This window comes from Roseibium sp. MMSF_3412 (assembly GCF_030733265.1).
Lineage (GTDB): Bacteria > Pseudomonadota > Alphaproteobacteria > Rhizobiales > Stappiaceae > Roseibium.
Genome location: NZ_JASHJI010000021.1, coordinates 1 through 20,283 on the forward strand (window position 1 = coordinate 1; position 20,283 = coordinate 20,283).

The window sequence follows — 20,283 nt, forward strand, 5'->3', positions numbered from 1 at the left end:
CACAAAACCCTGTCGCCAGCAGCAACGCCGCCGTCGATGAACGCGTTATACGCACACAAATTCATACCGTCAACAGCGATCTGAACTTTTTTTCGGAAAATTTCCCACGGCTCCGAAGCGGTGGATATTAACCATCTGTTAGCTAATTCGGAAGTGCGCCGAATTCAGCCGATCGGCGCGTTGCCAAAGCCCATCAGGCGCTGGCCGGCGTCGACAACAACCGTATGACCGCTGACCTGTTTCGCCTCAACGAGATAAAGAACCGCGTCAACGATGTCGTCCGGTCCGAGACCCGGGCCCAGCGGCGTCAATTTCTGTCGGCTGTCGAAATTTTCCTGGGTCTGATCGCTGGGAAGGATGAGACCCGGCGCGATGGCATTCACCCTGATTTTCTTCGGCCCGAGTTCGTAGGCCGCCAGACGCGTTGCTCCGTCCAGGGCAAATTTTCCGCAGAAATAGCTGAACCGCTCCGGTGAAGCCGACAGCATCTGCGTGTCGAGCATGTTCACGATCGCGCCGCCCTGCGGCAAGGGATCCTGATTGGCAAAGGCCTGCATCAGAAAGACCGGTGCCGCCGCGTTGACACTCATCAGGAACTGCCAGCTCTCCAGCGTGAGGTCGTGGAGGCTGTCGGTATTGAACGCCGATGCCGAATTGACCAGGACCTCAACCGGGCCGCCGAGCGCCGCCGCGGTTTCCGCAACCAGCTCTCCGGCCTTTTCCGGCTGACTGAGGTCCTTCCGGAACAAAACGGCACGGCCACCGTTTGAAAGGATCTCGTCGTGCAGCTCCTGCGCGCCGCCGACGGAAGAATTGTAGTGGAGCCCGATCGCGTATCCCTTGTCCGCCAGGCCTTTGGCAATCGCCTTGCCGAGCCGCTTTCCCGCTCCCGTTACCAATGCAATCCTGTCTGCTGACATTTTGTTCTCCCGGTTTTCTTGTCAGGCAAAATCCTGCAGGTTCAGAACCGGCTGGACACGCGACACTTCGTGACTGCGCACAAGATTTGCCTTCGACATCACCGCGATCGTCGCCGCGCTTGTCTGGGCAACCCTGACCTCGTCGCGGAACAGGTAGACGGCGCCTGTCAGCTGAACCGTGACCGGCCATCCGAGCTCGCGCAGACGGAACGATTGCAGAATGCTGTCGGTCTGATAGCGGATCCTGTCGGGGCCGTCGGGCAAATGCAACGCAAATCCAAACCCGGGATCGACCCAGAGACGCTCCACGCCCGCGTTGGTGGCAAGATCGATCCGCTGCCCGAAGAAGGTCAGCTGATGATCGAAAATGTCTTCGGCCGGCGGGAGATAATCCGCCGAACGGGCGTTTTCTCCCGGCGTGTAACACAGGATTATGCCTGCTTCATGCTTCGCGATCGACTCGTAAAAGGCGCTGTCATCGACGCGCCCGGTCAGATTGATCACGCCGGCACCTGCCTCCAGCAGCGCGACGCCGACTTCCGGGTGATACGTCTCGACCGAGACAAGGATGTTTTCCTCCGCGAGCGCTCTCACGACCGGACGCATGCGGTCGATCTGTCTTTCGATCGATACGATGTCGGCCGTGTCACCGGTGGATTCCGCCCCGATATCGACCATTGCGGCCCCTTCGAGTGTCATTCTCCTGCCGCGATAGAGCGCGGCTTCGAAGGTATGGCAAACGGTTTCGCGGTAGGTGCTGTCCGGAGACAGGTTGAGCACACCCATCTGATAGGTCCTGTCCTCAAACATGCGCCCGAATTTCGGGAATTCGAAGGTCCTGACGGGAGTTTCGAGGGCGTCCCTGTATTTCAGCCACAGCGGAAAGATGCGATCAGCGGATATCATGCGAAAGGCTCCAGGTATTCGGGAAAAACGGGGATATCACGCACGTTTGCGCGTGATCCGGATACCGACGGCACCGGCATCTTCGAAAATATCCGGTTTCGTCACCTTCACCGTGACCCGGGACGCAAGCGGATTGGACAGGACGAATTCTGCAATCGCCTCCGCCCAGTCTTCCACAAGATCGACATGACCACCCGCGTTCGCCTTTTCCTGAATGAAGAAGACGGTGTCCGCATAGGAAACGAACGTGCCTGTCTCCCGGACTGTCTTGCGATATCCGGGCACCGTTTCGATTTCAACGCTGAAACACACGGACTGGCGCCGTCCCTTCTCGCTGTCGAGGATGCCGATTTCCGCAGGCAGCAGAAGATTTTCGATCAGTATGGTGTCAGGGCCGTCTTCAACCAGGGTGCGCGCCGCGTGCGTCGTGTCGCTCATCAAACATTTCGCCATTCAAAATCAGTTTCAGGACATGGATGTAGCCGGAAGCCAGGCGAGGTCAAGGGAGGTAAAGTGCGGAGAATCCCGGACGTGTTCAATGACCTTCAAAATAATTGACGGCCTTGAGCACGCCGCGCAGTTCAGAAAGGCCCCGCAAACGCCCGATGGCGGGATAGCCGGGCGTCGATGTGCCGGTCAGATCGTTCAGGATGCGGTGCCCGTGATCGGGCCGCATCGGGATCTGTTTCCCGGCGCCGGTTTCCAGGTGCCGCATTTCCCGGACGATCGACACAATGTCGATGTCGCCGGCCAGATGAGCGTCTTCATAGAAGCTGCGCGGATCGCCTTCGCGCCGTGTTGCCCTGAGATGGGCAAAGTGGATGCGATCGCCAAGCGCGCGCACGATCGCCGGAAGATCGTTGTCCGGATGCACGCCGAGCGAGCCGGTACAGAGCGTGAAGCCGTTGGCAGGGGACGGGTTCATGGATGCAATGTGCAGAAGATCCGCCAACGTACCCGCGATGCGCGGCAGTCCGAACAAGGACCGGGGCGGATCGTCCGGGTGGATCGCGAGAACCGCGCCGGCTTCCTCGGCCGCCGGAACAACAATATCGAGGAAATTGCGAAGGTTCTGAAAGAGCTCCTGCCTGCCGACATTGCGATAGGCGGCAAGCCGCTCGCGGAAGGTTTCGAGCGTGTAGCTTTCTTCGGACCCCGGCAGGCCCGCGATGATGTTGGCCGTCAGCCGGTCACGATCCTGTGTCGATGCGGAGCCCATGAAAGCCTCGGCAGCAGCGATATCGTCTGCGCTGTATTCGGCCTCGGCGCCGTCTCTTTCAAGAATGAAGAGGTCGAAGGCCGCGTAGGCGGCAAACTCGAACCTGAGCGCGGTCGCCCCGTCCTGAAGCTCAAAGTCCAGATCGGTCCGTGTCCAGTCCAGAACCGGCATGAAATTGTAACAGATGGTCTTGACGCCCTGATGCGCGAGCGCGCGGGCCGTGTCCGCCCAGTTGCGCGCCCACTCCTCCCAGCCGGGCGCACCGGTCTTGATGTCCTCGTGAACGGGAATGCTCTCGGCAACGACCCAGCTCAGGCCTGCCGCTTCGATCATCCGGCGCCGCGCCGCGATTTCCTCTTCCGGCCAGAAGGTCCCGTTCGGAATTTCATGCAGCGCTGTCACGATGCCCGTGGCGCCTGTCTGGCGCACGTCCGTGAGCGAAACCGGATCGTGGGGCCCGAACCAACGCCAGCTTTCGATCATCGCCTTGCCTTTTCTTTTCGTTCTTAAGGAGACGCCACCGCAGGCGTATAGAGATATCCGTCAAATTCCGGATCCCCGACATCGGAGAGTTCCAGCAGCGTGAGACGCACATTTTCGAGATGCTGCCACATGGCGCTTCTGGCCTGTTCCGCATTCCGGTGGCGCAGCGCTTCCAGGATCACGGCATGATCGTCGAGCCACTTTGTCCGGTAGCTGATATCGAAAATCCGGTCGTGGAGCCGCGCCCACATGGAGCTGTTTTCCCGCTTGGTCCACAAGTCGGCCACCTGATCGACCAGAACGCTGTTCTGGGTGGCCTCGGCGATGAGCAGGTGAAACTGCTTGTCGGCAAAGTAATCCTCGACACCGTTGTCGATGGCCTTGCGCTCAAGCTCGAGCGTTTCGCGCAGCTTTATGATGTCGTGCTTGGTGATTGTGGAGGCCGCGAAGCCGGCAATGCTGCTTTCCAGAAGCTGCCGTGCCTGCAACAGTTCAAACGGGCCGAAATCGGGTTTGTGCACGTTGAGGGAAATCTTCTCGCCGGCCGCGACATAGCTGCCTGACCCCTTGCGCACGTCCAGGTACCCTTCGATCTCAAGGACGATAAAGGCCTCGCGTACGAGAGACCTGCTGATTCCCAATTCAAGCGAAATCTGGCGTTCGGTCGGAAACTTGTCCCCGGGCCGGTAACCTTCGCCGGTAATCCTTCGTGCGAGCAGCTCGGCTATTTCCTGGTAGCGACGTTTTCCACCCTCGCCGGTCATGAAGCCTTCCTTGCGTTCTTCTCTGCGGCGGCGACCTCACGATAGTAGTCCGCCAGAATATGGAACGCTTTTTTCTTGGTTTTCTTGTCTGCGGCAATCAGCCCCTTATGGTTATAGCCATTCTGAAAGATGTTTTGCCGGCGTTCAACGCGAAAATCATATAAGATCCACGGCGACATACCCTTGACGTAGTCCAGCTCCCGCAAGACGGCGATCTGCTTGCGGTAGACCTCGGCCATGTAGTCTTCGCTGAAAAGACCGCGTTTCGGCCCGTTCTCGCCGATGACCCCGTCGGCTCCTGTTTCCGAAATGACCACCGGCTTGCCCGGATTGGAGTTCCGGCCGATCGCGGCAAGATCGTCGAAATTCTCTTCGTACCAGCCGTAATACTCATTCAGACCGATGATATCGATGTGATCTGCCAGCCGATCCTCGATCCTGTTGGCGGCATGGTTCACCAGGCAGGCGGCAGAGGTCAGCCGCGTCGGGTCGAGTTTCCTGGCGGTCTCGGCAAGTCCGCGCATGAATTCGAGACGTTCATCGGTATCCGGATTTTCATTGCCGACGGACCAGATGATCACACTGGCCCGGTTCCGGTCCCGCTTGATCAGCTCGGCAAGCTGGTTCTCGGCGTCCAGAAAGGTGGCCGGATTGGCGAAGTCGATCGCCCAATAGACCGGGATCTCCTCCCAAAGCAGAAAGCCCAGTTCATCGGCCAGGCGCGCCGCAAGGCCATCGTGAGGGTAGTGCGCAAGGCGCAGATAGTTGCAGCCGAGATCCCGCGCATGTTCGAACCTGCGCCGCAGATCGGCTTCGTTCGTGACCTTGCCAAGTTCCGCGTCGTCCTCGTGCACCGATATGCCGCGCAGGAACAGGGGCGCGCCGTTCAGCACGATCTCCGTTCCGTTCCGCTCGATCTGGCGGAACCCGACCCGGTCGGAAACGCGGTCTTCACCGAAAACGAGTTCCGCGTCATAAAGCACGGGGTTTTCCGGGCTCCAGAGCTCCGGTCTCACGGGAAGCGTGATCCGGCCCCTGCCGTTAGCGACGGGCACCGTTGCTTCGACCGAGAGACCCGGAATGGACAGCGTTGCCTCGCCCGACGACGCGCCGCAGATTTCCACCTCCACGCAGATTTTCGAGAAAGTGGCATCGGGCACGAGATAAAGAAAGAAATCCTTGATCAGGGCGCGCGGCGTCTCGAAGAGACTGACATCGCGGTAAAGGCCGCCATAGTTGAACCAGTCCGTGTTGCGCATCGGCACCCGGTCACGGGTGCGGGTGTTGTTGACACAGGCCATGAGCCAGTTTCGGCCCGGACGCAAGAGGCCCGTCAGTTCCACGCAAAATGGTGTCGAGGCCCCATAGTGATTGCCGAGAAACCGCCCGTTCAGAAAGATCTTGCAGTCGTAACTTGCAGCGCCGAAATGAAGAAACAGGCGCTTTTCGTCATCAACGCTCTCAATATCGAGCGGCCGGGTGTACCAGGCGCTGCCTTCAAAGAAATACCACTTTTCCTTCAGCACCGCCCAATTGGAAGGGACCGGCACCGTCTCGCCCATATAAGGATCATAATCCCAGGGCTCTGTCCTGTCCTCCGGCACCTCCGGCAGCATGGCGAACCATTTCTGCCGGAGGCCCGTGTCCAGTAGATCGACACAGAAGGTCCAGTCGCCATTGAGACTTTCAGATGCCCGCCCGCCCAGGAAAATCAGGCCTTCATGGTTCAGGGACTGCGTGTTGAACGGAAGATCATACTCCTCGTCATGCAGCGCCTGTAGCGCGTTTTCGGCGAGTTTCGAGCGTTCGAGCATCTGTCCGGTCTCCGGTTGGACCTTGGCTTATTGCGGTGCGATCGCCTTGATGCGCCCGATCAGATCGGCGACGACGGGCGACTTTTCGGCTGCTTCCTCGTGCATCGGCAGAACCGCTTCAATGAACGGTCCCTTCTCGACCTCGATGAACTTGACGCCGAGTTCGCTCTTGGCGGTTTCAACGGCAGCCGCGCTCATGGCATCCCACTGCTCGCGGTGGAAATCCATCGACTCGCGCGCCGCCTTGGTCAGGGCCGCCTTGTGTTCGTCGGACAGTTCGTTCCAGCTCTTGGAGGAGATCATGACCACGGATGGGATCATGGTGTGGCCGTCATCTGAATAGACCTTGGAAACCTCGCCGTGACGTGCCGACGTCAGGGCCATCGGGTTGTTCTCTGCGCCGTCGACGACACCCTGCTGCAACGCGCTGTAGAGTTCGCCCCAGGCAATCGGCGTGGGATTGCCGCCGAGCAGCTCCACCATGCGGATTGCGGACGGGCTGGGCTGCACGCGGATCTTCATGCCCTCAAGATCGGCCGGGGACCGGATTTCCTTGTTGGCATAGAACGAGCGCGCGCCTTCAATATAGAACGCGAGCCCGATAAAGCCCTTGTCTTCGGAAGCGGCCAGAATGTCCGACCCGATGTCGCCGCTCAAAACGTCGTAGTAATGATCGGCATCGACAAAAATGTAGGGCAGGTTGAGCGCACCATAGGATTCCTCGAAGGCTTCGAGTTCGGATGCATTGGAGCGGGCCATGTCCAGCGATCCGTTCTGCATCAGCTCCATGGATTCGCGCTGCGTGCCCAGTTGGGCGTTGGCGTAGATGCGGATCTTGAGATCGCCGCCCGTCGCCTCTTCAAGACGCTCGGCCATGAATTCCATCGACTTGTGCAGCGGGTGGTCTTCCGGGTTGTTGTGATTGAGACGCAAGGTCTTTGCATTGGCAGCGGTTCCCATTGCAACAACGCCTGCAGCCAGCACGGCCGCGAGCTTCGCGAACTTCATCATGATTTCCTCCCAAATGCAGGCCGGGCAAAAACTGGACCCCAAAAAAGGCACCGCACCGGCTGCGGTTTCGCAGCAGGGATCGCTGCGGATGGCGAATTGTTCGTCCAATTTTCAAAATCAGTCAACCTTTTTTATAAAATTGGTTGACCAATTTTGTTTCTTGACGCATGTCTTACACCGGCATGCACCGCTATCTTCATGCGCAACGCATTGCGGGCCGGTCTGGGAGGACGATCGTGACGAGCATTACCAAAGGCGTGGACCTTGTCCTGCGCCTTGTCATTACCCTGGCATTCGCCGTTCTTGTCGCCTGCGTCATCTGGCAGGTTTTCTCGCGCTACGTGCTGGAAAGCCCGAGCACCGTCACCGACGAAATGGCGCGTTTCCTGTTCATCTGGGTCGCGCTTCTGGGCGGCGCCTATACGCTTGGTCAGCGCCGACACCTGGCCATTGACCTGCTGCCGCAAATCACGCACGGCAACCTCCGACTCGCCATCAACGCAGCCATCATCATTGCCATCGCAACCTTCGCGGCGCTGGTCATGATCTACGGCGGCATGGACCTGGTGGACCGGACCCTGGCAACCGGCCAGGTCTCCCCCGCGCTCCGGTTGCCGATGGGCCTTGTCTATATCGCGATCCCGTTTTCGGGGATCTGCATCTTCTACTACTGCCTGACCTTTCTTGCCGATCTCTTCCGGAGCGGCAGGGGGCCCAACGATCAGGAAGGCGCGCCCAAGGCGGGCGGGCCACTCGACTGACCCAATCAGGAAATTGAGGAACGAAAGCCCTTTTAAATGGATATTCAGTCTGTCCTCGTCCTGTTCGGGACGTTTGCACTTCTCATGATACTCGGTGTGCCGATCGCCTTCTCGATCGGTCTGTCGGCCTTCGCCACCTTCCTGTTGTTCATGTCGTTCGACCAGTCGGTCTATATCGTTGCACAACAGGTGGCATCCGGCCTGGACAGCTTCACGCTGCTGGCCATCCCGTTCTTCATCCTGGCCGGAAACATCATGAACCGCGGCGGCATCGCGATGCGCCTGATCGAGTTCGCGAAAGTCCTGGGTGGCCGCCTGCCCGGCGCTCTTGCCCACTGCAACGTGATCGCCAACATGATGTTCGGCTCGATTTCCGGCTCCGCGGTCGCCTCTGCTGCCGCTGTCGGCGGCGTCATGGCGCCCCTGCAGAAGAAGGAAGGTTATGACCCGGCCTACAGCGCGGCGGTCAACATCGCATCCTGCCCGACGGGTCTTCTCATTCCGCCGAGTTCGACCTTCATCGTCTATTCGCTCATAACCAACGGAACCTCGGTCGCGGCCCTTTTCGTTGCCGGATACATTCCCGGCATCCTCATGGGTCTGAGCCTCATGGTCGTCGCGGGGATCATCGCGAAACGGCGCGGCTATCCCGTCGCCGAGCGCCCGAGCGGGTGGGAGGTCGTGAAAAAAGCGGCGGATGCCATGCTGCCGCTCGGTCTTATCGTGATCGTCATGGGCGGCATCATCGGCGGCATCTTCACCGCCACCGAAGCCTCTGCCGTCGCGGTCGTCTACACGCTTTTCCTTGCCGTCATCTGGTACCGCGAGATCACCGTGAAAGAGCTGCCCGGAATCATCCTGGAGAGCGCGGTGACGACCTCGATCGTGCTTCTGATGATCGGGTGTTCCATTGCCATGTCAAAGGCCATGGCTTTCGCGGACATTCCCTATTCGATCTCCGACGCACTGCTGGCCCTGTCGGAAAACCCGATCGTGCTTCTGCTCATCATCAACATCGCGCTGCTTGTGGTCGGGACGTTCATGGACATGACCCCGGCTCTTCTGATCTTCACGCCGATCTTCCTGCCCGTGGTTGAGGATCTGGGCATGGATCCGGTGCATTTCGGCGTCGTGATGACCTTCAACCTGTGTATCGGCATCTGTACACCGCCGGTCGGATCGGCATTGTTCGTCGGCTGTTCGGTCGGCGGTGTCAAGATCGGACAAGTCATCAAACCGATGCTCGGGTTTTACGCGGTCCTGGTATCGCTGCTATTGGTGATTACCTATTTCCCGGCGCTCAGCCTGTTCCTGCCGCGCCTTCTTCTTGGGTACTAGAACCATGAAAGCACTCAATGCCTGGCAGTTCCTGGCGCGCACTGAAAACGGTGTGCGCCTGATCGTCGAAGGCCGGCACCACTTCAACATTTCGGTCCTGGAAGATGACCTCATCCGGATTTCGCTTCTGAAGGACGGCAAGTACCGTCTCGACAGAACCTGGGCCATCGCTCCGAAAGGAGATGTTCCTTTCGAAGGCAGGAAACGGGAGGATACGACCGGATTTTCCTGCCCCGATTTCCACCTGGACGAGACCGAAGACGGTCTTACAATTGAAACCGGGACGCTTCGTCTCAAAATTGGTCGACCACTTGCCTTGACCTGGGAAGCGCGCGATGCGGCAACCGGTCTTTGGCAGGAAGTTGCCCGGGACAGGCCCCTGAACGCCTACATGCTCGGGCGCAAGGACCACAGGAACCAGCACCACCTGCTCAGGCACGCAGACGAAACCTTCTACGGTCTCGGCGAAAAGTCCGGAGCACTGGATCGGTCCGGCCGGCGGTTTGAAATGCGCAATCTCGATGCGCTCGGCTACGACGCCAGAACGACGGATCCGCTTTACAAGCACATCCCGTTCACGATCACCGACAAGGGCGGGCTCGGAGCCTGCGGTCTTTTTTACGATACGCTGTCGTCCTGCTGGTTCGACCTCGGCAATGAAAAGGACAACTACCACCCGCCCTTTCGCGCGTTCCGGGCCGAAGACGGCGATCTGGACTACTATTTCAGCTGGGCGCCCTCGGTACTGGAAATCGTCAAGCGCCACCATTGGCTGACCGGCGGCACGGCCTTCATGCCGCGCTGGGGGTTGGGATATTCCGGCTCCACCATGTCCTACACCGATTCTGAAAACGCCCAGGAACGGCTGCAGACCTTTCTTGCCAAGCTCGACGCGGAGGACATGCCCTGCGACAGTTTCCAACTGTCCTCCGGCTATACCGCTATCGAAGGCAGGCGCTACGTCTTTAACTGGAACACCGACCGATTTCCGGACGTGGAAGCACTGACATCAGCCTATGCCGCTGCCAGAATAAACCTGATCGCCAATATCAAGCCGGTTCTCCTGGATGATCACCCGCTGTACGGGCAGGCTGCCGACGCCGGTCTTTTCATCCGCGACAGCGACAGCGGCGAGCCCGAAAAGTCACCTTTCTGGGACGGCACCGGCTCTCATCTCGATTTCACCAACCCGGCAACCGTCCGCTGGTGGCAGGACAACGTCACTGCCAAACTGCTCAACCGGGGCATCAAGAGCACCTGGAACGACAACAACGAATATGAAGTCTGGGATGATGATGCGGTCTGCGCAGGCTTCGGCGACCCGATCCCGGTCAGCCTGATCCGCCCCCTGCACAGCCAGTTGATGACCCGCGCCTCCTTCGAGGCCCAGCAGCAGGACCAGCCGGACAAACGGCCCTACCTGATCTCCCGGTGCGCTTCTCCCGGAACGCAGCGCTATGCCCAGACCTGGACCGGCGACAATTACACGAGTTGGGACACGTTGCGCTGGAATATCCCGATGGGGCTTGGTCTCTCTCTCTCCGGCTTTTACAATACAGGTCACGATGTCGGCGGATTTGCAGGGCCGAGGCCGGAGCCCGAACTGTTCCTGCGCTGGATTCAGAACGGCATCTTTCATCCCCGTTTCACCATCCATTCCTGGAACGATGACGGGACGGCCAATGAAGCCTGGATGTATCCTGAGATCACCCCGCTTGTCCGCGATGCGCTGAAACTCAGGGCGCAGCTCATACCGTATCTCTATACGCTGCTGCAACAGGCAGTCACAGACGGAGAACCCATGCTGCGGCCGCTGTTTCTGGACCATCCGGATGACCCGAACTGCAGAACTGCGGAATTCGATTTCCTTCTTGGGCGAGACCTTCTGGTTGCGACCGTCGTCGAACCGGGTGCTCACGTCAGGCGCGTGACGCTTCCCGCCAACGCGGATGGATGGTGGTCCTTTGACGGCAGCGCCTGGTACCAAGGTGGAGAAATGCTGGAAGTTCCGGTCAAGGACGACACCATTCCGCTCTTCGTTCGCGGCGGTGCCGTACTGCCGATGGCTGCGCCCAATCTCCGTTCCGACGCCGGTTCCGACACCGAACGCATCTGGCGTGTTTATCCGCAGCCCAAGGATCGACCACCGCGTGTTTCGCGCGCCTATGATGACGACGGGGTATCACGCAACGCGGTGGTCGACCGGCACTGTCTAACGACATTGGAACTGGCGCACAGAGAAGGCAGGCTGCACCTTGACTGGTCCCGGTCAGGCAGCTGGCAACCGGCATATTCCGGCGCCCGGATCTGGCTTGCAGGTCAATCCGGACTTATCGTGAATGATCACGCCCGTTCTTCGGGTGACACACTCAGTTTCAATCCGTCGCACTAAGACAGGTCCGAAAAATTGTCCTCCATTCAAGGCACCAGCTATGATCGCAGCGAGTTGAAACCCAGGATATTGCACCTGGGCTTCGGGGCCTTTGCAAAAGCGCATGTCATGGTATTCCACGACGACATGCTGCGGCAGTCTCCGGGAGACTGGGGCGTCATCGCCGCCCGGCTTCACTCCGGTGCGGATGAACTGACGCAGCTTGACGAAGCCCAGGGCGTTTACACGGTTGGCGAGATGTCGGGCGAAGACCTTCAATTGCGCGAAATCGGCTGTGTGACCGGGACCGTCCACGCCAGACGGGACGGCATGCCCGCCCTTTTGTCCCGGATTGCCGATCCTTTGCTCTGCGTGATCACACTGACGATTACCGAAAAGGGATACTGTCTTTCCGGGAACACGCTGGATCTTGCTCACGAAGGCATTCAGAAGGACCTGGCGACCCCCGGCGACCCCCAAACCGCCATCGGGATCATTGCACGAGGGCTTGCGATGCGCATGGCAGCGGGGGCATCCGGGTTGACGATCCTTTCGTGCGACAATCTTCCGGCGAACGGAGACCTCTGCCGACAGGCGCTGCTCGCCTATGCCGGAGAATTCGACACAAAGCTGAAGGAATGGATCGCGAGCAACTGCCGGTTCCCCTGTTCCATGGTCGATCGTATCACGCCCGCCATGACGGAGGCATCGCAGCAGAAGCTGGACGCGGCCCTTGGGCGGCCCGACCCGAACGGCATTTTGTGCGAACCCTTTCGCCAGTGGGTCATTGAAGACAGTTTCGCCGGAGAGCGACCCGCGTGGGACCTTGCCGGTGCACAATTCGTTGCGGACGTCGCCCCTTTTGAAGAGATGAAGCTGCGCCTGCTAAACGGATCGCACTCCTTCCTCGCCTATCTCGGCGCGCTGGCCGGCATGGAAACGATATCGGATTGCATGAACGAACCCGTCCTGAAAGTGGCTGCGAAAAAGCTCATGCTGGACGAACAGGCGCCGACGCTCCAGGTGCCCGAGGGCGTCGATATCGCGCGATACGCAGATGACCTCATTGTCCGCTTTTCAAACTCGGCGCTTCGGCACAAGACGACACAGATTGCTTCGGACGGAAGTCAGAAGCTGCCGCAAAGACTGCTCGCCCCGGTCGGAGATCACCTGGCACAGGGGCGTCGCTGGCCGCTCTCCGCATTCGCTGTCGCCGGCTGGATGCATTACTGCCGCGGAACGTCGGAATCCGGTGCGTCGCTGCCGCTGAACGATCCGCTTTCCGAGCAGATAAGAACGATCGCGGGACAATCCGTCGGCACCGACTACGTGAACAGCCTGCTTTCGCTCGCGCCGGTGTTCGGCGAGGAGCTTCCGGCAACGCCGGCCTTTGCGGACACGATCCGGTCCGCGTACGATGAAATCGGTTCCCGAGGCGTGATCAACTCGATCGCCGCATCGCTCTGACAACAGGACGCAATTCATGACCGCACCCTTTCTCGGGCCGGACTACTTTCTCGATACGGCAACAAGCCGCCGCCTCTACCACGAGGTCGCCGCAGCCCTGCCGCTGGTCGATTTTCACAATCACCTGGATCCGGCCGCGATCGCCGACGACAAACACTGGTCTTCCATCGGTGAAATCTGGCTGGAGGGCGATCACTACAAGTGGCGCGCGATGCGCTGGAACGGTGTCCCGGAAGACCTGGTAACCGGCACGACCGGCTTCCGGCAGAAATTCGATGCATTTGCGGCGACCGTTCCGCACTGCGTCGGAAATCCGCTCTATCACTGGACGCATCTGGAATTGCGCCGTTATTTCGGCTGGGACGGCGTCTTCGGTCCGGAGACTGCGGCCGAAGTCTGGGAACTCGCCAACGAAACACTTGCAAGATCGAGCCACAGCGCGCGCGGACTGCTTCACCAGATGAATGTCAGCTATGTCGGAACGACCGACGACCCGAGCGACGATCTTGCGCATCACGCGAGGGCGCAAGGTGATCCCGACCTCGGTTTCACGATCGCGCCGAGTTTCCGGCCCGACAAGGCGCTGTCGCCTTCCGCTCCGGGGTTTGCAGACTATTGCCGCCTGCTTGAAGAGGTGTCGGGAGTTGGGATCACACGTTTCGGCGATCTGGTCGAGGCACTGCTCAAGCGGCTGGATCACTTCATCACCTTCGGCTGCAAAGCCAGCGACCACGCCCTGAACACGCTGCTGCCATTCGAAAAGCGCACCGAAGGCGATCTTGACCGGATTCTGAGGCAAGCCGTCGAGGGCACGCCGGTTTCCGTTCGCGATGACGCCGATTTCAAGGCCGCGGTTCTGATCGAACTCGGGCAGGCCTTTCGGGAACGGAACATCGTCATGCAGTTCCATATCGGGGCGCTGCGCAACAACAACAGCAGGCTCTTTGCCAGTCTCGGTCCGGACACGGGCGGCGATTCCATGTCGGATCAGCCGGTTGCCGGCGCGCTGAACCAGTTGCTTGATGAGATCAACAATCGCAAGGGCCTTCCGCGCACGATCCTCTACTGCCTGAACCCGACCCTGAACGAGGTGATGGTGACGATCGCCGGCAATTTCCAGGATGGCTCTGAACCGGGCAAGATCCAGTCCGGGCCGGCGTGGTGGTTCAACGATCAGCTGGAAGGCATGGAACGGCATCTCAATCAGGTCGCACAGATGGGCCTCCTGTCGAGGTTCGTCGGCATGCTGACCGATTCGCGATCGTTTCTCTCCTTTCCCCGCCACGAATATTACAGGCGCCTGGTTTGCAGGATGGTCGGCCGATGGGTCGAAGAGGGCAGCATGCCTGCGGACCCCGAACTGACAGACGGTCTCATTCGCAGGATTTGCCACGAAAATGCCCGTGACTGGTTTGTTGAGTAAAAGCAGCACGCTACGCTGATCTTGCATGCGCATCTACACCGAAGGTCATCGTTGCTGGCATTCTTCCTTTCCCCTATCATGCCGTCCTGAGACCCGGTCTGGAGGCGGACACGGGAAACGAGGGAGGAGAGCCTCGGCATGACAGTGACGCACGAGCCCTGGCTCGTTGCGCTTTCCCTGGTGATGGCCTTTCAGGGAAGCTTTGTTGGCCTGAGCCTGGCCGTTCAGGTCAGAAACGCGGTTGAACCGAGGCGGCGTCTGCTTCTGGTTGGAGCGGCGCTGACGCTGGCTCTCGCCATCTGGTCCATGCACTTTGTCGGCATGCTCGCCGTGAAGTTTCCGCTCGGGGTCGATTTCCTCGTGCTGCCGACGCTGCTGTCGTTCCTTGTCTGCGTGCTGGTCGTCGGCGTTGCCGTCTTCACGGCAAGCAATCGCCGGCTTACATCCGTCAGGCTAGGGCTCGCGGCCTTCGTCATGGGCACCGGCATCTGCACAATGCATTACCTGGGCATGTACTCCCTGCACACCTCGTTGCAGATGGCCCACAATCCGACCTACGTTCTGGCAAGTTTCCTGATTGCCTTCAACGCTGCAGGTCTGGCGCTTTGGCTGCTGTTCGGCCTTGGCAAGAGGCCTCCCCTGGTGATTTCGGCAGCGGTGATGGCGCTTGCCATATCGGCGATGCACTACACCGCAATGACCGGGCTGACTTATGAACTGACACAAAGCGCGAACACATTGTCGGCTCCCTCGCTCGGTCCGGGAACCCTTGCCATTTTCGTGTCCTGCGTCGCCTTTCTGGTCTCGGGTCTGTTCCTTCTGGCGCTCGTGCCAAACGAAACGGCAACAATCGCGCCTGCAAACCCGGACGGGGATCAGCCCGACACGGAACGGGCACAGGTTTCGGAAAACGGAGACGTTGACCTCGCCCAGGCGGTTGAAGACCCCTCGCGCCGGCCTGCCGCGGGTCTGCAGGCGGTTGCGTCCAAGCCACGCGTGTCGGCTCCCGCTTCAAGACGCACGCTGCCGATCGAACGCGACGGGCAAAAAACCCAGATCAGCGTCTCCGAGATATCCGCCATTCATGCCGATGCCCACTACACCAAGCTTTACGACGGTGAACGGGAACATTTCTGTCCGCTGTCGATCAGCGAAGCCGAACAGCAACTGGATTCCAAGGTCTTCAAGCGGGTCCACCGCAGCCACATCGTGAATCTTTCCCGGGTCACCAGTTTCAAAAGGTCCGGCGATGGAGGTGTGCTGGTGCTGGACGGCAGCGACCCGCAAACGGTGCCGGTCAGCCGGTCCAGATGGAGCCGCATCCGCGAGCGGCTGACAGCTCTTTCAGAGACCTCCGACCAGCCGGATCAGACTGCTCCTGCCGAGTGATACGATCAGGACAGAACCTGCTGCGCGCAGTGTGTGCAGTGCAAAAATATCGATTTTTTGTCGTCATTCGTGCGAATTGCACGAAATGCGTCTCGTTTGGAGGCAAAACAGCCTTTGCCACGCGGGCGCAAAATAAACACCGATCTTTCAGAGACTTTCCCGGAATTCTGTCATTTCCCACTGGCAGCACTCCGTGAAATACGTCAGGCTTTCTGACGCATTTCGTGATCCCAACAGCCGCCTTCGATGTATTGCGAGCGGTGTTCGGTGAATGGCGCCTTGAGTGTGCACTGCACCCCTTATCACTCTTAAGACTGTGACATTCCGCCGCCCAGGTGTGGCGGTCTGCGTTTGCCGATTGACTGAGACTGGACGCGACAGACAGCAAACGGCGCCCGGTTCCGGATATGTCCGGAACGGCGAATGGGAGGAGAGAGAACGTGATCCCCGGTGAATTCACCTATCACAGGCCATCATCGGTGGCCGAAGCCGTTGCCATTCTGGTCAGCCACGGCGACGAAGCCCGGCCCCTGTCCGGCGGCCATAGCCTGATCCCCATGATGAAGCTGCGCATGGCGGCTCCCGAGCACCTTGTCGATCTCGGCGGCATTGCCGACCTTAAAGGCATCAGCGAGGACGGCGGCACAATCACCATCGGCTGCATGACAACACAGCACGAGCTGATCGGCTCGGACCTTCTGGCTGACAAGCTGCCGATTGTCAGGGAAACGTCCCTGCTGATCGCCGATCCTCAGATCCGGTACATGGGAACGCTTGGCGGAAATGTCGCCAACGGCGATCCGGGCAATGACATGCCGGGCCTGATGCAGTGCCTCAATGCTACCTATGTCCTGACCGGACCGGATGGCGACAGGGACGTCGCGGCGCGCGACTTTTATGAAGCTGCCTATTTCACGGCGCTTGCGCCGGAAGAAATCCTGACAGCCGTCAAAATTCCGGTTCCCCCGGCTGGGCACGGCTACGCCTATGAAAAGCTCAAGCGCAAGGTGGGCGATTACGCGACGGCCGCGGCCGCCGTTGTCCTGACGATGAATGGCGGCACGGTTTCGAGCTGTTCCGTTGCCCTGACCAACGTCGCGGACACGCCGCTCTACGCAGCAGACGCAAGCACGATCCTGACAGGGTCAACGCTTGACGACGCAACCGTGAAAAATGCCGTCGCAGCCGCGGAAGCGATTACCGATCCGGCATCGGACGGACGCGGTCCCGCCGAATACCGAACCAAGATGGCCGGCATCATGATGCAGCGCGCGCTTGCCCGCGCCGCCGAACGCGCCAGCGCCTGAGACCCCGACCGAGGGAGAGAAACATGAGTGATATCGAACAGATCCCGGTCACCGTGACCGTCAACGGCAAGAAGGTGCAGCGCTTCGTGGAGCCGCGCACCCTGCTGATCCACTTCCTGCGCGAGGAACTGAACCTGACCGGTCCGCATATCGGCTGCGAGACCTCGCATTGCGGTGCCTGCACCATCGAGATGGACGGCATGTCAGTGAAATCCTGCACGATGTTTGCCGCCCAGGCCAATGGCGCGGAGCTGACCACGATCGAGGGAATGGCCAATCCTGACGGAACACTGTCAGCCCTTCAGGAAGGCTTCCGCCAGATGCATGGCCTCCAGTGCGGCTATTGCACCCCCGGCATGATTACCCGCGCGCATACGCTTTTGAAGGAAAACCCGAACCCGACGGAAGAGGAAATCCGCATGGGGATTGCGGGCAACCTGTGCCGCTGCACCGGTTACCAGAACATCGTCAAGGCGATCCAGTATGCCGCCGACCAGCTCAATCAGCCTGAAACCCAGGAGGCTGCAGAATGAACGACATGACCCCGACACGGGAACAGCGCGAAGCCGCCCTTGAAGGCATGGGCTGCAAGCGCAAGCGCGTGGAAGACGTCCGCTTCACGCAGGGCAAGGGCCAGTATGTGGATGACCTGAAACTTCCGGGCATGGTGTTCGGCGATTTCGTCCGCTCCCCTTATCCGCATGCCAAGATCACCAAGATCGACGCCACCGAGGCGCTGAAAATCCCGGGCGTCATCGCGGTGCTGACCGCCGAGGATCTGAAAGGCGTCAATCTCGCCTGGATGCCGACCCTGGCGGGCGATGTCCAGATGGTCCTGGCCGACGGCAAGGTTCTCTACCAGAACCAGGAAGTCGCCTTCGTCGTCGCGGAAGATCGCTACATCGCGGACGACGCCATCCAGCTGGTGGAAGTGGAATACGAAGAGCTGCCGGTTCTGGTCGACCCGTTCAAGTCCATGGAGCCGGATGCCCCGGTTCTGCGCCCGGACCTGGAAGGCAAGACGGAAGGCGCGCACGGTCCGCGCAAGCACCACAATCATATTTTCAACTGGGAAGTTGGCGACAAGGACGAAACCGCGAAGGCCTTCGCCGAGGCGGACGTGACCATCAACGAGATGATCTCCTATCACCGCACGCACCCGTCACCGCTGGAAACCTGCCAGTGCGTTGCTTCGATGGACAAGGTGAAGGGTGAGTTGACCGTCTGGGGCACGTTCCAGGCCCCGCATGTGATCCGCACGGTCGCCTCGCTTCTGTCGACAATCCCGGAGCACAAGATCCACGTGATCGCGCCTGATATCGGCGGCGGCTTCGGCAACAAGGTGGGCGCGTATCCGGGTTACATCTGCTCGATCGTCGCGTCCATTGTCACAGGCGTCCCCGTCAAATGGGTGGAAGACCGGATGGAGAACCTCTCCACCACGTCCTTTGCCCGCGACTACCACATGACCACGGAAATCGCCGCCAAGAGCGATGGCACCGTGACCGGTCTCAAAGTGCACGTCCTCGCCGACCACGGCGGCTTCGATGCCTGTGCCGACCCATCCAAATGGCCGGCAGGCTTCTTCAACATCGTCACCGGGTCCTATGACTTCCCGGCGGCGCACCTGTCGGTCGACGGTGTTTATACCAACAAGGCACCGGGCGGTGTCGCCTACCGCTGCTCCTTCCGTGTGACGGAAGCCGCTTATTGCATTGAGCGGGCGATGGATGTTCTGGCGCAGAAACTGGGGATGGATCCGGCTGACCTGCGCATGAAGAACTTCGTCAAGGCAGACCAGTTCCCGTATCAGTCGGCGCTTGGCTGGGAATATGACAGCGGCGACTATCACACCGCCATGCAGAAGGCGATGGACACCATCGGCTATCGCGAACTGCGTGCCGAACAGAAAGCCAAGCAGGAAGCCTTCAAGCGCGGTGAAACCCGCGAGATCATGGGCATCGGCGTGTCGTTCTTCACCGAAATCGTCGGCGCGGGCCCGTCGAAGAACTGCGACATCCTCGGTGTCGCGATGTTCGACAGCGCGGAGATCCGCGTTCACCCGACCGGGTCGGTGATCTCGCGCATGGGCACGAAGTCCCAGGGGCAGGGTCACGAAACCACATGGGCCCAGATCATCGCGACGGAAATCGGTATCCCGGCTGCGGATATCATGGTCGAGGAAGGAAATACCGATACAGCGCCCTATGGACTTGGCACCTACGGCTCCCGCTCGACACCGGTTGCCGGTGCCGCGATTGCGCTTGCCGCCCGCAAGATCCGCAACAAGGCCCAGATGATCGCAGCCCATATGCTGGAAGTTTCCGAATACGACCTTGAGTGGGACATCGACGGGTTCCAGGTGAAGGGCAATCCGGAAGCGCGCAAGTCGATGAAGGAAATCGCCTGGGCGGCCTATCACGCACCGCCGCCGAACATGGAGCCGGGACTGGAAGCGGTCAGCTACTATGACCCGCCCAACATGACGTACCCGTTCGGCGCCTATTTCTGTGTCATGGATATCGACGTCGATACCGGCGTTGCCACGACACGGCGCTTCTATGCGCTGGACGATTGCGGCACGCGCATCAATCCGATGATCATCGAGGGCCAGGTCCATGGCGGCCTGACGGAAGCCTTCGCCATCGCGATGGGTCAGGAAATCCGCTACGACGAGACCGGAAACGTGCTCGGCGCCTCGTTCATGGACTTCTTCATTCCGACCGCCGTCGAAACCCCGCATTGGGAGACCGACCACACGGTGACACCGAGCCCGCATCATCCGATCGGGGCAAAGGGTGTCGGCGAAAGCCCGAATGTCGGCGGTGTTCCGGCGTTCTCGAACGCGGTCAATGATGCATTCCAGTTCCTGGGCAGCACCCACATCCAGATGCCCCACGATTCGTGGCGTATCTGGAAGGCCGCCAAGGACCTCGGCGCACACGGCTGAGTGAACAGGTCATCGCGGGACGGCAATCCCTCACCACGCCGGTCCCGCGATGCCCTTCTCCCGTTGCTCCATGGCCCGGGCAAGGCAACCGGACCGGCGCCCTCATGCCGCAAAGCCCCCCGGCACGTTGTGCGGCAACGGCCAGGATTGCCGGGTCAGA

General features: G+C 60.0%; 16 protein-coding genes. 9 read left to right on the forward strand and 7 right to left on the reverse strand.

The window, feature by feature from the left end:
- Window positions 1–164 precede the first annotated feature (164 nt).
- From RBB49_RS25305 to RBB49_RS25335, 7 genes are all read right to left on the reverse strand, one after another.
- Complete coding sequence (locus RBB49_RS25305) at window positions 165–920, reverse strand: SDR family oxidoreductase (RefSeq protein WP_306145711.1); 756 nt, start codon at window positions 918–920, stop codon at window positions 165–167.
- Window positions 921–941: 21 nt separating this feature from the next.
- The gene (locus tag RBB49_RS25310; RefSeq protein ID WP_306145713.1) at window positions 942–1,826 is read right to left on the reverse strand and encodes a dihydropteroate synthase; all 885 of its coding nucleotides are present in this window, start codon (window positions 1,824–1,826) and stop codon (window positions 942–944) included.
- A 36-nt stretch (window positions 1,827–1,862) separates the two neighbouring features.
- Entirely contained in the window at window positions 1,863–2,264 is a 402-nt protein-coding gene (locus tag RBB49_RS25315) for a dihydroneopterin aldolase (RefSeq protein WP_306145715.1), read from the reverse strand.
- A 97-nt stretch (window positions 2,265–2,361) separates the two neighbouring features.
- Window positions 2,362–3,528 carry a mannonate dehydratase gene (uxuA, locus tag RBB49_RS25320; protein WP_306145716.1) on the reverse strand — a complete coding sequence of 389 codons (1,167 nt, stop codon included), beginning with the start codon at window positions 3,526–3,528 and terminating at the stop codon, window positions 2,362–2,364.
- Between the two features lie 23 nt (window positions 3,529–3,551).
- Window positions 3,552–4,292 carry an FCD domain-containing protein gene (locus RBB49_RS25325; RefSeq protein WP_306145717.1) on the reverse strand — a complete coding sequence of 247 codons (741 nt, stop codon included), beginning with the start codon at window positions 4,290–4,292 and terminating at the stop codon, window positions 3,552–3,554.
- Window positions 4,289–6,106: a glycoside hydrolase family 2 protein gene (locus tag RBB49_RS25330; protein ID WP_306145718.1), complete on the reverse strand. Its 1,818-nt coding sequence runs from the start codon at window positions 6,104–6,106 to the stop codon at window positions 4,289–4,291. The genes RBB49_RS25325 and RBB49_RS25330 overlap by 4 nt, the downstream gene beginning before the upstream one ends.
- Window positions 6,107–6,133: 27 nt before the next feature.
- Window positions 6,134–7,117, reverse strand: a complete 984-nt coding sequence (locus RBB49_RS25335; RefSeq protein WP_306145720.1) for a TRAP transporter substrate-binding protein — start codon at window positions 7,115–7,117, stop codon at window positions 6,134–6,136.
- A 236-nt stretch (window positions 7,118–7,353) separates the two neighbouring features.
- On the opposite strand from RBB49_RS25335, the gene RBB49_RS25340 reads away from it, so the two are divergent.
- The 9 genes from RBB49_RS25340 to RBB49_RS25380 all read left to right on the forward strand — a co-directional run bounded on the left by RBB49_RS25340 (window position 7,354) and on the right by RBB49_RS25380 (window position 20,123).
- The gene (locus tag RBB49_RS25340) at window positions 7,354–7,878 is read left to right on the forward strand and encodes a TRAP transporter small permease (protein ID WP_306145722.1); all 525 of its coding nucleotides are present in this window, start codon (window positions 7,354–7,356) and stop codon (window positions 7,876–7,878) included.
- Window positions 7,879–7,914: 36 nt separating this feature from the next.
- The gene (locus tag RBB49_RS25345) at window positions 7,915–9,216 is read left to right on the forward strand and encodes a TRAP transporter large permease (RefSeq protein ID WP_306145724.1); all 1,302 of its coding nucleotides are present in this window, start codon (window positions 7,915–7,917) and stop codon (window positions 9,214–9,216) included.
- 4 nt (window positions 9,217–9,220) lie between these two features.
- The gene (locus RBB49_RS25350) at window positions 9,221–11,608 is read left to right on the forward strand and encodes a TIM-barrel domain-containing protein (RefSeq protein ID WP_306145725.1); all 2,388 of its coding nucleotides are present in this window, start codon (window positions 9,221–9,223) and stop codon (window positions 11,606–11,608) included.
- 15 nt (window positions 11,609–11,623) lie between these two features.
- Window positions 11,624–13,054, forward strand: a complete 1,431-nt coding sequence (locus tag RBB49_RS25355; protein ID WP_306145726.1) for a mannitol dehydrogenase family protein — start codon at window positions 11,624–11,626, stop codon at window positions 13,052–13,054.
- A gap of 16 nt (window positions 13,055–13,070) precedes the next feature.
- The gene (gene uxaC, locus RBB49_RS25360) at window positions 13,071–14,477 is read left to right on the forward strand and encodes a glucuronate isomerase (RefSeq protein WP_306145727.1); all 1,407 of its coding nucleotides are present in this window, start codon (window positions 13,071–13,073) and stop codon (window positions 14,475–14,477) included.
- Window positions 14,478–14,615: 138 nt separating this feature from the next.
- Window positions 14,616–15,866 carry an MHYT domain-containing protein gene (locus RBB49_RS25365; RefSeq protein ID WP_306145728.1) on the forward strand — a complete coding sequence of 417 codons (1,251 nt, stop codon included), beginning with the start codon at window positions 14,616–14,618 and terminating at the stop codon, window positions 15,864–15,866.
- Between the two features lie 440 nt (window positions 15,867–16,306).
- A complete protein-coding gene (locus RBB49_RS25370; protein ID WP_306145729.1) occupies window positions 16,307–17,173 on the forward strand; it encodes a xanthine dehydrogenase family protein subunit M in 867 nt (288 codons plus the stop codon).
- A 32-nt stretch (window positions 17,174–17,205) separates the two neighbouring features.
- On the forward strand, window positions 17,206–17,706 hold the full coding sequence (locus RBB49_RS25375) for a (2Fe-2S)-binding protein (RefSeq protein WP_306145828.1): 501 nt from the start codon (window positions 17,206–17,208) through the stop codon (window positions 17,704–17,706).
- Window positions 17,703–20,123 (forward strand): aerobic carbon-monoxide dehydrogenase large subunit, encoded by a 2,421-nt coding sequence (locus RBB49_RS25380; RefSeq protein WP_306145730.1) that lies wholly within the window; start codon window positions 17,703–17,705, stop codon window positions 20,121–20,123. Before RBB49_RS25375 ends, RBB49_RS25380 begins: the two co-directional genes overlap by 4 nt.
- The last annotated feature ends 160 nt before the right edge of the window (window positions 20,124–20,283 follow it).